Origin of the sequence: Nonomuraea zeae, assembly GCF_005889725.1 — a bacterium.
Taxonomy (GTDB): domain Bacteria; phylum Actinomycetota; class Actinomycetes; order Streptosporangiales; family Streptosporangiaceae; genus Nonomuraea; species Nonomuraea zeae.
Map to the genome: position 1 here is coordinate 28,554 of NZ_VCKX01000083.1, position 14,760 is coordinate 43,313.

Annotated in this window: 15 protein-coding genes and 1 riboswitch; of the genes, 9 read left to right on the forward strand and 6 right to left on the reverse strand. The window is 71.3% G+C overall.

The features are described from left to right. Positions 1 to 20: 20 nt before the first annotated feature. The 5 genes from ftsR to ETD85_RS25830 all read left to right on the forward strand — a co-directional run bounded on the left by ftsR (position 21) and on the right by ETD85_RS25830 (position 6,144). Complete coding sequence (ftsR, locus tag ETD85_RS25810) at positions 21 to 674, forward strand: transcriptional regulator FtsR (RefSeq protein ID WP_240779415.1); 654 nt, start codon at positions 21 to 23, stop codon at positions 672 to 674. 131 nt (positions 675 to 805) lie between these two features. After that, positions 806 to 1,276 (forward strand): bifunctional nuclease family protein, encoded by a 471-nt coding sequence (locus ETD85_RS25815; RefSeq protein WP_090771501.1) that lies wholly within the window; start codon positions 806 to 808, stop codon positions 1,274 to 1,276. A gap of 147 nt (positions 1,277 to 1,423) precedes the next feature. Beyond that, on the forward strand, positions 1,424 to 2,044 hold the full coding sequence (locus ETD85_RS25820; protein ID WP_138692368.1) for a MerR family transcriptional regulator: 621 nt from the start codon (positions 1,424 to 1,426) through the stop codon (positions 2,042 to 2,044). A gap of 61 nt (positions 2,045 to 2,105) precedes the next feature. Next, positions 2,106 to 2,204, forward strand: a riboswitch (glycine riboswitch). 182 nt (positions 2,205 to 2,386) lie between these two features. Beyond that, entirely contained in the window at positions 2,387 to 5,218 is a 2,832-nt protein-coding gene (gcvP, locus tag ETD85_RS25825) for an aminomethyl-transferring glycine dehydrogenase (RefSeq protein ID WP_138692369.1), read from the forward strand. A 125-nt stretch (positions 5,219 to 5,343) separates the two neighbouring features. Further along, complete coding sequence (locus ETD85_RS25830) at positions 5,344 to 6,144, forward strand: tetratricopeptide repeat protein (protein WP_138692370.1); 801 nt, start codon at positions 5,344 to 5,346, stop codon at positions 6,142 to 6,144. An 80-nt stretch (positions 6,145 to 6,224) separates the two neighbouring features. On the opposite strand, the gene ETD85_RS25835 is transcribed toward ETD85_RS25830, so the two are convergent. Continuing rightward, entirely contained in the window at positions 6,225 to 6,587 is a 363-nt protein-coding gene (locus ETD85_RS25835; RefSeq protein WP_138692371.1) for a hypothetical protein, read from the reverse strand. An 82-nt stretch (positions 6,588 to 6,669) separates the two neighbouring features. Between ETD85_RS25835 and ETD85_RS25840 the strand changes: the two genes are divergently transcribed. Next, positions 6,670 to 7,272 carry an alpha/beta hydrolase family protein gene (locus tag ETD85_RS25840; protein WP_240779416.1) on the forward strand — a complete coding sequence of 201 codons (603 nt, stop codon included), beginning with the start codon at positions 6,670 to 6,672 and terminating at the stop codon, positions 7,270 to 7,272. A gap of 1 nt (position 7,273) precedes the next feature. Here ETD85_RS25840 and ETD85_RS25845 read toward each other — a convergent pair whose 3' ends face one another. Continuing rightward, complete coding sequence (locus ETD85_RS25845; RefSeq protein WP_132341476.1) at positions 7,274 to 7,471, reverse strand: DUF5999 family protein; 198 nt, start codon at positions 7,469 to 7,471, stop codon at positions 7,274 to 7,276. Between the two features lie 201 nt (positions 7,472 to 7,672). Continuing rightward, positions 7,673 to 8,233 (reverse strand): TetR/AcrR family transcriptional regulator C-terminal domain-containing protein, encoded by a 561-nt coding sequence (locus tag ETD85_RS25850; protein WP_170246838.1) that lies wholly within the window; start codon positions 8,231 to 8,233, stop codon positions 7,673 to 7,675. 116 nt (positions 8,234 to 8,349) lie between these two features. Between ETD85_RS25850 and ETD85_RS25855 the strand changes: the two genes are divergently transcribed. Then, positions 8,350 to 8,748 (forward strand): hypothetical protein, encoded by a 399-nt coding sequence (locus ETD85_RS25855; protein ID WP_138692373.1) that lies wholly within the window; start codon positions 8,350 to 8,352, stop codon positions 8,746 to 8,748. A gap of 117 nt (positions 8,749 to 8,865) precedes the next feature. Here the strand turns inward: ETD85_RS25855 and ETD85_RS25860 are convergent, their stop codons facing one another. From ETD85_RS25860 to ETD85_RS25870, 3 genes are all read right to left on the reverse strand, one after another. After that, positions 8,866 to 10,227, reverse strand: a complete 1,362-nt coding sequence (locus ETD85_RS25860; protein ID WP_138692374.1) for an RNA polymerase sigma factor — start codon at positions 10,225 to 10,227, stop codon at positions 8,866 to 8,868. Between the two features lie 177 nt (positions 10,228 to 10,404). Next, positions 10,405 to 10,746, reverse strand: a complete 342-nt coding sequence (locus ETD85_RS25865; RefSeq protein ID WP_138692375.1) for a hypothetical protein — start codon at positions 10,744 to 10,746, stop codon at positions 10,405 to 10,407. Positions 10,747 to 10,789: 43 nt separating this feature from the next. Then, a complete protein-coding gene (locus tag ETD85_RS25870; protein WP_138692376.1) occupies positions 10,790 to 11,938 on the reverse strand; it encodes an AMP-binding protein in 1,149 nt (382 codons plus the stop codon). 81 nt (positions 11,939 to 12,019) lie between these two features. Here ETD85_RS25870 and ETD85_RS25875 point away from each other — a divergent pair, with 81 nt between their 5' ends. Together ETD85_RS25875 and menD are read left to right on the forward strand one after the other, a co-directional pair. Next, the gene (locus ETD85_RS25875; protein ID WP_240779419.1) at positions 12,020 to 12,913 is read left to right on the forward strand and encodes an o-succinylbenzoate synthase; all 894 of its coding nucleotides are present in this window, start codon (positions 12,020 to 12,022) and stop codon (positions 12,911 to 12,913) included. Beyond that, entirely contained in the window at positions 12,910 to 14,571 is a 1,662-nt protein-coding gene (menD, locus tag ETD85_RS25880) for a 2-succinyl-5-enolpyruvyl-6-hydroxy-3-cyclohexene-1-carboxylic-acid synthase (protein WP_138692377.1), read from the forward strand. The genes ETD85_RS25875 and menD overlap by 4 nt, the downstream gene beginning before the upstream one ends. The last annotated feature ends 189 nt before the right edge of the window (positions 14,572 to 14,760 follow it).

A 14,760-nucleotide genomic window follows, 5' to 3' on the forward strand; every position in this document is an offset into this window, starting at 1 on the left:
ACGCCGGACGGGGAGGCCGCGTGAGCTCCCAGGCGGCACGCTCGCACATGAGCATCGGGGAGGTGCTCGCCCTGCTGCAGGGCGAGTTCCCCGACGTCACCATCTCCAAGATCCGCTTCTTGGAGGGCGAGGGGCTGATCGAGCCCGAGCGCAGCCCCTCCGGCTACCGCAAGTTCACCCACCTGCACGTGGAGCAGCTGCGCTTCATCCTCACCGAGCAGCGCGACCACTACCTGCCGCTGCGGGTGATCAAGGACAGGATGGCCGAGAGCTTCGGCCGTCCGCGGGCCGTGCAGCACAAGCAGGAGACCAGGCTCAGCAGGGCCGAGCTGATCGAGGCCGCGGGCATCGACGAGGAGACGCTCACCGACCTCGAGGACTACGGCCTGCTCGCCCCGGTGGCCCGGCGTTACGACGAGGAGGCGCTCAATGTGGCCCGCAGCGTCGGCGCCCTGGCCCGCTTCGGCCTGCACCCCCGGCACCTGCGGGCGGTCAAGGCGGCGGCCGAGCGCGAGTGCGGCCTGGTCGAGCAGACCGTCGCGCCCATTCTCAAGCGGCGGGCCCCCGGCGCCATCGGCGAGGCCGACGAGGTCGCCAGAGAGCTGTCCGCACTTCTGCTCGACCTGCACGCAGCCCTTGTCCGCACGGGGATCCGGTCGGTCCTGGGCCGCTGAGTCCGCAGCGGGCTGGGAGGCGGAGGCACATTCCAGCCCCGCCGGGTGTTACGTTGAATTGAAGAAGCCAGACAGCAGAAGCGACGATCAATAGCTGTGCCGGGTGACCGGTCAGGAATACGGAGCGGCCCGTGTTGCAGATGGAGGTCGTGGGCGTTCGAGTTGAAATGCCCACAAATCAGCCGATCGTCTTGCTCAAGGAGGCACACGGGGAGCGGTTCCTTCCTATATGGATTGGCATGACCGAAGCCACGGCCATCGCCCTGGCACAGGCGGAGGAGCCTCCGCCGCGGCCGCTGACCCATGACCTCTTCCGCGACGTGCTGAGCGCCCTGGGCGTCGGCCTGCGCGCGGTCAACATCGTCGCCCTGCGCGATGGCATCTTCTTCGCCGACCTGGTGTTCTCCAACGGCGTGGAGGTGAGCGCGCGGCCCTCCGACTCCATCGCGCTCGCCCTGCGCACCGGAGCCCGCATCTTCGCCAGCGAGGAGGTCGTCCAGGAGGCCGGAGTGATCATTCCGGACGACCAGGAGGACGAGGTGGAGAAGTTCAGGGAGTTCCTTGACACGATCACTCCCGAAGACTTCGGCAGGGCGGGGTAGGTATTTCAGTGCATTTACGCTTCACGACGCGCCGAGCCGGATCGTTGACTGAGCATGGTCACGGTCCTACGGTGCAAGTGAAACCCGTGGTCGCCCTTTACGAACCCCCAGATCAGGCCACGGGATGAGAGAAAGCCGGAGGTCCGCGTGGCGGTCAGCAGCGGCGAGGGAAAGACGGCCGGCCAGGAAGATCCGGTGCGGCGCGAGAGCGCGCGGCAGCGTGCCGGAGAGCAGGGTCTGCTCTTCGACGAGCAGCCGGCGGCGGTGCCGGACGACATCGGATACCGCGGGCCGACGGCCTGCTCGGCGGCCGGCATCACCTACAGGCAGCTCGACTACTGGGCGCGCACGGGTCTCGTAGAGCCCACGATAAGAGCCGCGCACGGCTCGGGCTCGCAGCGGCTCTACAGCTTCCGCGACATCCTGGTGCTCAAGGTCGTCAAGCGGCTCCTCGACACCGGGGTGTCGCTGCAGCAGATCCGCACGGCCGTGCAGCATCTGCGTGACCGCGGGGTCGCCGACCTCGCGCAGATCACGCTCATGAGCGACGGCGTCAGCGTCTACGAGTGCACCTCGGCAGACGAGGTCATCGACCTGCTCCAGGGCGGCCAGGGCGTGTTCGGCATAGCACTCGGCCGGGTCTGGCGCGAGGTCGAGGGATCGCTCGCGGAGCTGCCGGGGGAAAGAGCGGCGGTCGAGGACACCGTCCCGGCCGACCACCCCGCTGACGAGCTCGCCCAGCGGCGACGCGCGCGCCGTACCGGCTGAGAGCGAACCCGGTGGACCGGCGAACACGGCACACCGTAGTAATCTAGGACAGTAAGGCTGACGACCCCGTGCGGGAGAGTCCCCTAGGCCACCGGCCGAGGGGCGCCGAAGGAGCAACCCTCCCCGGAATCTCTCAGGCAACCGGTACCGCTCGGGTGAGGCAACTCTGGAAAGCAGGTGCGCCCGCCAGGCGCGCCTCACCGACGGTGCAAGCCCCTGTCCCGGGGTGAAGCTCTCAGGTCGTGACCCGCGCCCATCTCGGGGTCGCGCTGACAGAGGGGGAGATCCGGCACTCGTCCGCGCCCTGGCGCCGGTCTCCATAAGCCTCGGGAGGCAATCTCCATGTCCGATCTGTCAGCTCCGCCGTTCGCATCCAGGCACATCGGCCCCTCGGAGTCCGAGCAGCTGCGCATGCTCGAGGCCGTGGGCTTCGAGTCCGTGGCGGACCTGGTGGCCGTGGCGGTCCCCGAGGCCATCAGAGCCAAGGACCGGCTCAAGCTGCCCGCCGCCATCGGCGAGGCCGAGGCCATCGCCGAGCTGCGCGCCCTGGCCGGGCGCAACCGCGTGCTCACCTCGATGATCGGCCTGGGCTACTACGACACGGTCACGCCCGCCGTCATCCGCCGCAGCCTGCTGGAGAACCCGGGCTGGTACACCGCCTACACCCCGTACCAGCCGGAGATCTCGCAGGGCCGCCTCGAGGCGCTGCTGAACTTCCAGACGGTCGTCTCCGACCTCACCGGGCTGGACGTGGCCGGCGCGTCCCTCCTCGACGAGGCCACCGCCGCCGCCGAGGCCATGACGCTGGCCCGGCGGGCCGGCAAGTCCAGGAGCGACGTGTTCGTGGTCGACGCCGACGCGCTGCCCCAGACCAAGGCGGTGCTCGCCACCCGCGCCGAGCCGCTCGGGATCACCCTCGTGGAGCACTCGCTCGACGGCGAGCTGCCCGAGTGCTTCGGCGTGCTGGTGCAGTACCCGGGCGCGTCGGGGCGGCTGCGCGACTTCCGCGCGGTGGCCGCCGCCGCGCACGAGGCGGGCGCGCTCGTGGTCGCCGCCGCCGACCTGCTGGCCCTGACCCTGGTGGCCGCCCCCGGCGAGCTGGGCGCCGACATCGCGATCGGCTCCTCCCAGCGCTTCGGCGTGCCGTTCGGGTTCGGCGGGCCGCACGCCGCCTACATGTCCGTACGCGAGGGGCTGCAGCGCCAGCTCCCCGGCCGCCTGGTGGGCGTGTCGGTGGACGCCGACGGCGACCCCGCCTACCGCCTGGCCCTGCAGACCCGCGAGCAGCACATCCGCCGCGAGAAGGCCACCAGCAACATCTGCACCGCGCAGGTGCTGCTGGCCGTCATCGCCGGCATGTACGCCGTCTACCACGGCCCCGAGGGCCTGCGCGGGATCGCCCACCGGGTGCACCGCTACGCCGCGGCGCTGGCCGCGGGCCTGCGCGAGGCCGGCCTGGAGGTCGTGCACGGCGAGTTCTTCGACACCGTCCTGGTCCGCGTGCCCGGCCGGGCCGCCGCCGTGGTCGCCGCCGCGGCCGAGCAGGGCGTCAACCTCTGGCAGGCCGGCGACGACCTCGTCTCGGTCTCCTGCGACGAGAAGACCGGCGCCGCCGAGGTGGCCAAGGTGTGGGCGGCCTTCGGCCTGGACCGCTCGGACGTCGACATCGAGGGTGCCGCCGACGTGCTGCCCGCCGAGCTGGCGCGCGAGTCGGCGTACCTGACCCACCCGGTCTTCCACAGCCACCGCTCCGAGACCGCGATGCTGCGCTACCTGCGCAGGCTGCAGGACAAGGACATCGCGCTCGACCGCTCGATGATCCCGCTCGGCTCCTGCACGATGAAGCTGAACGCGACCACCGAGATGGAGCCGATCACCTGGCCCGAGTTCGCCGCGATCCACCCCTACGCGCCCGACGACCAGGCCGAGGGCTATCACGAGCTGATCGGCACGCTGGAGGGCTGGCTGGCCGAGGTGACCGGCTACGACGCCGTCTCGATCCAGCCGAACGCGGGCTCGCAGGGCGAGTTCGCCGGCCTGCTGGCCATCCGCGCCTACCACCGCGCCAACGGCGACGAGGGCCGCGACGTCTGTCTCATCCCGTCCTCGGCCCACGGCACCAACGCCGCCAGCGCCGTCATGGCCGGGATGCGGGTCGTGGTCGTGGCCTGCGACTCCGACGGCAACGTGGACCTCGCCGACCTCGACGCCAAGATCGACAAGCACCGTGACACGCTGGCCGCGATCATGGTGACGTACCCGTCGACGCACGGCGTGTACGAGGAGACGATCACCGAGGTGTGCGCCAAGGTGCACGAGGCCGGCGGCCAGGTCTACGTGGACGGGGCCAACCTCAACGCGCTGGTCGGGCTGGCCAAGCCCGGCGAGTTCGGGGCCGACGTGTCCCACCTCAACCTGCACAAGACGTTCTGCATCCCGCACGGCGGCGGCGGCCCCGGCGTGGGGCCGGTGGCGGTGCGCGGCCATCTGGCGGCCTACCTGCCCGGCCACGCGCTGCACAACGGCACGCCGGTGGGGCCCGTCTCGGCGGCCCCGTACGGGTCGGCGGGCATCCTGCCGATCTCGTGGGCCTACGTCAGGATGATGGGCTCCGAAGGGCTCACCGCGGCGACCGAGCAGGCCATCCTGTCGGCGAACTACCTGGCCAGGCGGCTGGCCCCGCACTACCCGGTGCTCTACACCGGGCGCGGCGGGCTGGTGGCGCACGAGTGCATCGTGGACCTGCGCCAGATCACCAAGGAGACCGGCGTCACCGTGGACGACGTGGCCAAGCGGCTCATCGACTACGGCTTCCACGCGCCGACCATGTCCTTCCCGGTGGCGGGGACGCTGATGATCGAGCCGACGGAGAGCGAGGACCTCACCGAGCTCGACCGGTTCGTGGACGCGATGGCCGCCATCCGCGCGGAGATCTCCAAGGTGGCCTCCGGCGACTACGACAGGACCGACAACCCGCTGCGCAACGCGCCGCACACGGCCGAGTCGGTCAGCGCGGACGAGTGGGGGCACCCGTACTCGCGTTCCGAGGCGGCCTACCCGCTGCCTTCGCTGCGCGAGGGCAAGTACTGGGTGCCGGTACGGCGGATCGACCAGGCCTTCGGCGACCGGAACCTGGTGTGCTCCTGCCCGCCGCTGGAGGCGTACGAGGACTAGGGCCGGGTTCGCCGTGAGGGGAGAGGCTTCTCCCCTCACGGCATCCAGTCCTTCGGCGTCAACTCGGCAGACATGATCGCCAGAACTCGTTAGGCTTCGGTGCGACCGCCGCCGAAGGAGCTCCCTTGACGTCCTCAGAGCTGGAGATCCCGCCTCTCGACACCGCCCGCCGCCTGGCCGAACGCGGCGATCTCGATGGCGCCGCCGCCATACTCGGCGAGCTCGCCGCCGACCCCGACGGGCCTGACCGGGCGCAGGCCGCCGTCGGCCTGGCGGTGGTGCTGGACGAGCGCGGCGACGTCGAGGCCGCCAGAGCCGCGGCCAGGACCGCCCTGGCCACCGGCCACCCTGAATACGCCGCCCAGGCCGCCTGCCATCTCGCACAGGGGTTCGAACGCGAGGGCCGGGCCGAACAGGCCAGGGCCGCCTGGCAGGCCGTGCTCGGCGTCGGGACGGCCGCCTACGTGCCGCTGGCCCACCTCGCGCTGGCCCGGCTGGCGATGGCCGCCGACGACCCCGAGCAGGCGCACACGGAGCTCAGGGCCGCCATGGCGGCCGGGGACGACCGGGTGGCGGCGCACGCCGCCCAGCAGCTGGCCGACCTCCTGCTGGAGCACGGGCAGGCCGCGGAGGCGGCTGGAGTCGTCATGGACGCCCTGGAGTTCGCCGACGCCCAGGATGTGCCGGGGCTGCGGGTCCAGCTCGGCATCGTGCATCTGGAGCTGGCCTGCGCGGAGTTCGCGGAGACGGTGGAGGACGGCGGGGCCGATCCGCAGACGAGCGCGCTGGCCATCGAGCTGCTGGCCCGTACGCTGCCGTTGCGCGGGCGGCCGGAGGACGCGGACCGGGTCTGGTCCTACGGCCTGGACCACGAGGACGACGCCCTGGCCGCCGAGGTCCGGCTCCGCTACCGCCGCGACACCTGACCGACCGGCTCGCCGGAGTGGCGGAGGCGCTCCCGTTGCCCCCGCGGGCGCCCGGCTCCCGGGTCGGTGAACCCCGGCTCTCAGCCCCGGCGCATGATGGCCGTGGCGGCGGCCACGTTGATGATCACGATCGCCAGCCACGTGATCGTCAGCCCCACCAGGCCCGCGTTGCCGGCCGCGATGGCCGTCAGCGGGATGCCGATGCCCATCGAGCCCAGCGCGATCGGGATCATCGCGGCTCCGGGGGTGGACCGCTTGTGCGGCGGCTCGCCCCCGTGCCCGGCTCCGTGGTGGTGCAGCTCGGCCCGGACCCGGGCGGCGATGGTGGCGTCGAGGCGCTCGACGAACGACTCGACGAGCGCGGCTTCGTACTCGGGACCGAGATCACGGCGAGCGTCCAGGGTGGCCTGCAGGTCATCCCGGATGGGGCGGTTGTCTGGCATGAGAGTAATCATCCATCCCCTGCGGCGCGCCGTCATCCCTCCTGAGGTCTAGGCCGCGATCCTCCCCAGGTACGGTGCTGCCATGGGTGCTGCGATGAAGGTCATGACGCCGCGAGGGCCCGCTCTGGTCGAGGTGGACGAGGTCGCGGACCCGAGGCTGCTGCTGGTGCTGACCCACGGGTCGGCCGGGGGAGTGGACGCCCCCGATCTGGTGGCCGTCCGCGACGCGGCGCTCGGCGTGGGGGCCAGTGTGGCCAGAGTGTCGCAGGCGTTCAGAGTGGCGGGGGCGCGGGCGCCCGGCTCGCCGGTCAGGCAGGACGAGGCTTGGGAGATCGTGCTGGGCGAGCTGCGCGCGCGATGGCCCGGGCTGCCCGTCGTACAGGGCGGGCGGAGCAATGGGGCTCGGGTCGCCTGCCGGACGGCCACGGCGGTCGGCGCGGCGGCGGTGGTGGCGCTGGCCTTCCCGCTGCATCCGCCGGGAAAGCCGGAACGTTCCAGGGCCGACGAGCTACGCGGCGCCGGAGTGGACGTGCTGGTGGTCAACGGGGACCGCGATCCGTTCGGGGTCCCGGACGCCGGGGATGCGGCGCGTCTGGTGGTGTTGCCTGGGGAGGGTCACGACCTGAAGAGGGACCCCGCCCGGGTGGGCGAGGTCGTGGCGGAGTGGATCTCCCACTACGCGTAGATCAGGCCGCGCCGACCAGCGGATCGGGCCGGTGCGGTGCGATGACGGTGCCGCTGGGAAGGAGCTCCCCGGTGTCCTCGAAAAGGACGACGCCGTTGCACAACAGGCTCCATCCCTGCTCAGGGTGGCAGGCGAGGGTGCGTGCCGCCTCGCGGTCTGGCGCTTCGGCGTCCGGACAGGCCGGGTCGTGCGGGCACATCGGCGTGCCTCCGATATCTCGTGGGATGCTCCCGGTGTGGAGGGGCGGGAGCCTGCTCGGGTTGTTGTATTAGCAAGTGTGCGACGTATGTCACACGTTCGGACATAGCCCGTTTGGACTGTTACAGGAGGATCCCCGAGTCGTGTGACCTTCGACACAGCGTGCCTTATGCAGGATAACGGGCCAAGCGCGACACGCGCACTACGTTTGCAATCCCTTGAGCAGAGCTTCGAGTCCGCGCTCGAAGTCCACATCGGCCCTTTCGTCACGTCTGACCCATTCGTCGACTTCTGGGTCCGCCCAGCCCGACTGCTGGACCTCGACCGCGACGCTGCCGAACACATACGCCCGCAGCGCGCGTACGGCGTCCGCGGCGTCGGCGAGCCCGCCGTCGGCGAGTTGCTCGACCTGCTCCTTGATGGCCAGGGCCGTGCTCCCCTTGGGGGGTTTGGTCAGGGCGAGCGCGAGGACGCCCGGATGGTCGCGCAGCAGCTCCCGGCCGGCCCTGCACCAGGCCCTCGCCGTCTCCTGCCAGGTGGCGGCCTGCTCCACGTGGACCGCGGTGACGTGCTCGGCCAGGGCGTCCATCAGGGCCTCCTTGCCCCTGGGTAGATGGTGGTAGATGGCCATGGCCTCGACCTCCAGGGCGTCGCCCAGGCGGCGCATGGTGAGCCTGCGCAGGCCCTGGCTGTCGGCGATGTGCAGCGCGGCCTCGATGATGCGCTCCCTGGAGAGCGGCACGGGCGGCCTCTTGGCGGGCATGGTGATCATCTTACTATGTAAAGGCGCCCGGCCCGGGCCGATTTCCGCCCGTGTCGGGGAACGGCGTAACCTTGGCGCTTGAACGAGTACCGACTGCGAGGTAAGGGGCCGAGTCGATGGCGTTTTTCCGTCCGCGGGTGAGCCGGGAGGCCGAGGTCCGCTACCACGCGGACCAGGAGATCTCCAAGAGCTACCCCGAGCTGCTCGAGAAGGCCAGGCAGGCCGAGCAGACGCTGCGTGACCTGCGGGCCGGCGCGGCTGACGAGATCGAGCTGCTGGCCGCCGGGCGGGCGTTCGACGTGGCGCTCACCGACGCGCTGCGGGCGGCCGAGAGCGGGCAGCGGGCGACGTTCGGGGTGAAGGCCTACGACGACCGCATCGCGCGCCGCAAGGCCAAGGCCACGCCCGCCGGGGCCATGTGGACGAGCGAGGTCGACCGGCTGCGCACCCTGCGCGAGGACAACCGGCTGTCGGGGATCCCGCGCGTGCCGAGGCCGGTGCCCTCGGCTCTCTGAGACGAACGCGGAAGAGCCCCGGCGCGATGTGCGCCGGGGCTCTTCTCTGCGTCGCCGCTCGCCGGGCCGGCGGGCGCGCTTACCTCAGCTCACCTGCCGGACGGCGGGTGTCCCACGTCAGCTCGCCCAGTCGAGCAGGGGGCGGGTGTTGCTCGGGTGCCGCAGCTTGGACAGCGACTCCTTCTCGAGCTGGCGGATCCGCTCCCTGGTCAGCCCGAGATACTTGCCGATCTCGTCCAGGGTGTGCGGCTTGCCGTCCACCAGGCCGAAGCGCAGGGCCACGATCTTCGACTCCCTGGGGGAGAGGTTGTCGAGCACCCCGCGGAGCTGGTCACCCAGCAGCTGGCGGTCGACGATCTCCGACGCCTCGGGGGAGTCCACGTCCTCGATCAGGTCGCCGATCGTGGTCTCGCCGTCCTCGCCGATCGTCGCGTTGAGCGAGATCGGCTGGCGGCTGGTACGCAGCAGCTCCTCGATCTGGTCCGGCGTCTTGTCGAGCTCGACGGCCAGCTCCTCCGGCGTGGGCTCGCGCCCCAGCCGCTGGTGCATGTCACGCTCGATGCGCGAGAGCTTGGACAGCATCTCCAGCACGTGCACGGGCAGCCGGATCGTGCGGGCCGAGTCGGCGAAGCCGCGCTGGATGGCCTGCCTGATCCACCACATCGCGTACGTGGAGAACTTGAAGCCCTTGGTGTAGTCGAACTTCTCCACGGCCCTGATGAGCCCCAGGTTGCCCTCCTGGACCACGTCCAGCAGGGACATGCCGCGGTCGGTGTACTTCTTGGCGACCGAGACCACCAGGCGGAGGTTGGCCTCCAGCATGTGGTCCTTGGCCTGCCGTCCGTCCTCGATGACGAGGTGCAGGTCGTCCTTGGCGGCGGGGGACAGGTCGGGGTGGGTCTCCAGCTTGTACTCGGCGTACAGGCCGGCCTCGATCCGCCGGGCCAGCTCGACCTCCTGCGCCGCGGTGAGCAGCGTGCGGCGGCCGATGGACTTGAGGTAGGTGTGCACGGAGTCGCCCATGACCGACTGGTTGTCGTCCAGGTCGATCGGCTCGTTGCCGAGGTCGGCCTCCGCGGCCTCCTCGCCGGTGAGCTTGAGGTCCTCCGGGACGTCCTCCTCGTGCTCGGGCTTGGTGTGGTCGGACGGGCCGGCGCCGTTCGCCTGGCCCGTTGCGGCGGTTTTTGCCTCGGCCGCCTTGCGGCCGGTAGTCTTCGAGCGAGAAGACTTCTTCTGAACCGGCGTCTTCTGCTGTGTCTTCTTGGTGGCGGTCTTGCTGAGCGACGGCTCGTTCTCGGCAGCCAGGCTCACACCGGCCTCCGACAGCTCACGCAGGATCGTGCGGCCTTCAGAGGGGCTGATACCCGCCTCCGCGAATGCGTCACGCAGCTCCGCGAGAGAAAGGTGACCCTGGGCGCGCCCTCGTCCGATCAACTGGTCGAGAGACACGGGTGGGGTCGCCACGGCGGTTCTGGGCATGAGGACACCTCCTCCATACGGAGTCGAAGCGGTCAGGCAGATTGTGGTGGGGCGGTCTCGGTCCGCACGGCGCACCAGTATCAATAACGTCATTCGCCGTTATTTGTTCCCGGACAGACTAGACGGGACGAAAAAGGGGCGGATCGCCCCCTAGGCGAACCGCCCCGGACGTGGGTCCTATTCCGTCACCTCGATGTCGCCGGTCGAGACTTCGGGCATGGGCATGGGCTGGGCGTCCTCCATGCGCTTGTCCGTCCAGTATTCGAGGACCGCGTCGGGATCGGGATTGATCTCCGTGGAGACCACGATGTCGTCATCGGTGGTCTGCGGGCTGGCCTCTGGGCCCGGAGTCTGCTGCTCCGGCTGACCGGACGGTGACGCCTTCTCCACCACGGCTCGGGTCTCCTTGCCGACCTGTTCGAGCTTGCCCGCCGAGGCGGCTGCCGCGATCGAAACGCCTCCGGCGACGATGACGCCGACGACGGCCGCGGATGCCCACATCTTGCGGGTCTGGTCCATGAAGGCTCCCTCCTTCTCCCCACTATGACGCAGCCGCGACTCGTCAGGTTCCGGCCTTCAGGCGGACCAGATCGGTCTTGCCGTTAGGCAGCAGCGGCAGGCCCGCGACGAGGCGCAGGCCGTGCGGGGCGGCATGAGGGGGAAGCCTATCGCGGCAATATGCCCTCAATTGCTCAAGCGTGGGGGGCGTGTCGGGGTCGGCGGGGACGACGACGGCGGTGACCCGTTCGCCCCACTCGGGATCGGGAGTGCCGATCACGGCCGCGTCCGCCACCCCGGGGTGCGTGCAGAGCACCGCGGTCACGGCGCCGGCCACGACCTTCTCGCCGCCGGTGTTGATGACGTCGTCGGCCCGGCCCAGGACGCGCAGCCGGCCGCCGGCCAGCTCGCCGAGGTCGGAGGTGACGAACCAGCCTCCGTCGAACGGCCCCGGCCCCTCGTCGAAGCGGTAGCCGGAGAACAGCACCGGCCCGGCGATCCTGATCAGGCCGTCGTCGCCGATTTTGAGATCTACATCGTAAAGGGGCCGGCCGTCGTACACGCAGCCGCCGGCCGTCTCGCTCATCCCGTACGTGGTCACGATCCGGGCGCCGAGCTCGCGGGCCTGCTCGACCAGCAGGGGCCGGGGCGCCGCGCCGCCGAGCAGGATCGTGCGGAACACCGACAGGTCCGCCTTGAGCTCGACCAGGCGGTGGAGCTGGGTGGGCACGAGCGAGACGTGTGCCGCGCCCGAGCCGAGGACCTCGTGGGGGTCGAACGCCGGGTGGATGATCGGCTCGCTGCCCGACATCAGGGCGCGTACCAGCACCTGGAGGCCGGAGACGTGGGAGACGGGCAGGCAGCACAGCCAGCGCTCGCCCTCGGCGGCCTCCAGGCGTCGCAGGGAGGCCGCCGCCGAGGCGCGCAGCGCGGCGGCCGACAGCATCACGCCCTTGGGCGCGCCGGTGCTGCCGCTGGTGGCGATCACCACCGCCACGTCCGCGGGGACGCCCTCGCCGCCGTGCTGGGGCACGCCGTTCACGTGGGTGGGGCGCAGGGCCGCGAGCGTGCCCTCGGAGTGGCCGGGCGGCAGGGGGAGGACGGCGGGACCGTCGCCGGACAGGGCGTCGCGGACGGCCGTGAAGAGCTCGGGGCCGGGAGGCTGCACAATGGCATGCAGCGGACGGTCCGGATGCGACGGGTTCCTCCACATGCTCGTAAGGTTAATGGCGACAGGTCGGACAGAGGGTCAGGGAGGGTCGTGACGCGTTCTCCCGTGGTCTTCCGGGTTCCGATGCGCACTCGTTTCCGAGGGCAGACCGTCAGGGAAGGGGTGCTGCTGCACGGCCCCGCGGGGTGGGGCGAGTTCTCCCCGTTCCCCGAGTACGGGCCGCGCGAGTGCGCCCGCTGGCTGGCGGCCGCCCGCGAGGCGGCCTTCGAGGGCTGGCCCGAGCCGGTGCGCGACAGCGTGCCGGTCAACGCGACCGTGCCGGCCGTGCCCCCCGAGCAGGCTTACGACCTGGTGCGGGCCTCGGGCTGCGGCACGGCGAAGGTGAAGGTGGCCGAGCGCGGCCAGACGTTCGACGACGACGTGGCGAGGGTGGAGGCCGTACGCGACGCGCTCGGCCCCGCCGGGCGCCTGCGGGTCGACGCCAACGGCGCGTGGGAGGTCGACGAGGCCGTGCGGCGGCTGAAGCGGCTCGACCGGTTCGACCTGGAATACGCCGAGCAGCCGTGCGCCACGCTGGAGGAGCTGGCGGCGGTGCGGCGGGCGTGCGACGTGCCGATCGCGGCCGACGAGTCGATCAGGCGGGCCGAGGACCCCTTGCGGGTGCGCGCCGCCGAGGCGGCCGACATCGCGGTGGTCAAGGTGCAGCCGCTCGGCGGGGTGCGCAACGCGTTGCGGGTGGTGGAGGCGTGCGGGCTGCCGGCCGTGGTCTCCAGCGCCGTGGAGACGTCCGTGGGGCTGGCGGCGGGGGTGGCGCTGGCCGCCGCGCTGCCGTCGCTGCCGTACGCGTGCGGGCTCGGCACGATGTCGCTGCTGACGGGTGACGTCGTGGACGACTCGCTGGTGCCGGTGGACGGCCGGCTCGAGGTCCGGCGCCCGTCGGTAAATTTTCAGCATTTGTCGGCTTTTGAGATTGAATCTCCCCAGTGGCTACGCCGGATGCAGGAGGCGTCACTTTGAACCCCGCCACAGCGCTGGCCACGGTGCTGGTCGACGAACTCGTGCGCTGCGGCCTGACCGACGTGGTGGTGGCGCCCGGCTCGCGTTCGGCCCCGCTGGCGCTGGCGCTGCACGCCGAGTCGCGGGTGCGCCTGCACGTGCGCATCGACGAGCGTTCCGCGTCGTTCCTGGCGCTCGGGCTGGCCAAGCGCTCCGAGCGCCCGGTCGCGCTGATCTGCTCCTCCGGCACGGCCACCGCCAACTTCCACCCGGCCGTGATCGAGGCGGGCGAGTCCGGCGTACCGCTGCTGGTGCTGACCGCCGATCGCCCGCCCGAGCTGCGCGGCACCGGGGCCAACCAGACCATCGACCAGATCAAGCTGTTCGGCTCGGCGACCCGCTGGTTCGCCGAGGTCGGCGTGCCCGAGGACCGGCCCGGGCAGGTGGCCTACTGGCGGTCGCTGGCCTGCCGCGCCTACCAGCGCGCGAGCGGCCCGGCCAACCCCGGGCCCGTGCACCTCAACCTGGCCTTCAGGGAGCCGCTGATCCCCGACGGCGACACCGCCTGGTGCGAGCCGCTCGACGGCGCCGCGAACGGCCCCTGGGTGCGCGCCAGGGTCGCGCCCCCGCCCATCGCCCTGCACATCCCGCCAACCAGGCGCGGCGTGCTCGTGGTCGGTGACGGGGCCGCGAACGTGCGCCGCTACGTGGCCGCCGCGGGCATGGCCGGCTGGCCGGTGCTGTCGGAGCCGAACGGCGGCGCCCGCTACGGCGACCACGCCATCTCCTCCTACCACTACCTGCTGGGCACGCCGGAGTTCGCCGACGCCCACCGGCCCGACGTCGTCGTCACGCTCGGCCGCCCCGGGCTGTCCCGGCCGCTGCTGTCGTGGCTGAAGCGGGCCGACGAGCACATCGTGGTGGCGCCCGACCTCGACCGCTGGCCCGACCCGACCAGGTCTGCCACCCAGGTCGCGCAGGCCGTGGAGATCCCGGTCGCCTCGGGCGACGACACCTGGCTGCACGCCTGGCGGCAGGCCGACCAGGCGGTCCGGTCGGCGACGGACGAGGTGCTCGACCTGTCGGGCACCAGCGAGCCACGCCTGGCCAGAGACCTGGTGGACTGCCTGCCGAACGGGGCGCTGCTGTTCTGCGGGTCCTCGATGCCGATCCGCGACCTGGACCAGTCCATGCGGCCGCGGCGCGGCATCAGGCTGATGGCCAACAGGGGCGCGTCCGGCATCGACGGGGCCGTGTCGGCGGCCATGGGAGCGGCGCTGGCGCACAACGGCCCCTCCTACGCGCTGCTCGGCGACCTGTCGTTCCTGCACGACCAGAACGGCCTGATCCTGGGCCCCCGCGAGCCGCGGCCCGACCTGTGCCTCGTGGTGGTGAACAACGACGGGGGCGGGATCTTCTCGCTGCTGCCGCAGGCGGCGGTGCGCGATCCGTTCGAGCGGGTGTTCGGCACGCCGCACGGGGTCGATCTCGGGTACGTGGCGGCCGCCACGGGGACGCCGTACACGCTGGTGTCGGACATCGGCGACCTGTCCAAGGCGCTGCGCGGCGAGGGGCCCCGGGTGGTGGAGGTGCGCACCGACCGGGAGGAGAACGTCGCCGTGCACGGCCGGCTCAGGGACGCCGCGCAGGAGGCCATCCACGCCTTCCTGGAGGGGTGACCGGCCACCTCCGGCCCCCCGGCCCCCTCGGCCCCGGGTTGCCGGTGGCCGGGAGCTGTCTTTTATACACATCTCCGAGCCCACGAGACCCTAAGAAAACTCGTATGCCTTCATCTCCCAGAAAAAAAAAAAGTTACCTGATTTTATATGGTACGAAATTGATTGTTCAAATGACGTCGCGGGGTTCTT

What these genes read in the sequence shown, in the direction of transcription:
- ETD85_RS25870 (WP_138692376.1), bottom strand. Translation starts at nt 11,938, where the DNA reads ATGTGGAGGAACCCGTCGCATCCGGACCGTCCGCTGCATGCCATTGTG.
- ETD85_RS25875 (WP_240779419.1), top strand. Translation starts at nt 12,020, where the DNA reads ATGCGCACTCGTTTCCGAGGGCAGACCGTCAGGGAAGGGGTGCTGCTG.
- ETD85_RS25855 (WP_138692373.1), top strand. Translation starts at nt 8,350, where the DNA reads ATGGCGTTTTTCCGTCCGCGGGTGAGCCGGGAGGCCGAGGTCCGCTAC.
- ETD85_RS25845 (WP_132341476.1), bottom strand. Translation starts at nt 7,471, where the DNA reads ATGTGCCCGCACGACCCGGCCTGTCCGGACGCCGAAGCGCCAGACCGC.
- gcvP (WP_138692369.1), top strand. Translation starts at nt 2,387, where the DNA reads ATGTCCGATCTGTCAGCTCCGCCGTTCGCATCCAGGCACATCGGCCCC.
- ETD85_RS25865 (WP_138692375.1), bottom strand. Translation starts at nt 10,746, where the DNA reads ATGGACCAGACCCGCAAGATGTGGGCATCCGCGGCCGTCGTCGGCGTC.
- ETD85_RS25860 (WP_138692374.1), bottom strand. Translation starts at nt 10,227, where the DNA reads ATGCCCAGAACCGCCGTGGCGACCCCACCCGTGTCTCTCGACCAGTTG.
- ETD85_RS25850 (WP_170246838.1), bottom strand. Translation starts at nt 8,233, where the DNA reads ATGCCCGCCAAGAGGCCGCCCGTGCCGCTCTCCAGGGAGCGCATCATC.
- ETD85_RS25840 (WP_240779416.1), top strand. Translation starts at nt 6,670, where the DNA reads ATGGGTGCTGCGATGAAGGTCATGACGCCGCGAGGGCCCGCTCTGGTC.
- ETD85_RS25835 (WP_138692371.1), bottom strand. Translation starts at nt 6,587, where the DNA reads ATGCCAGACAACCGCCCCATCCGGGATGACCTGCAGGCCACCCTGGAC.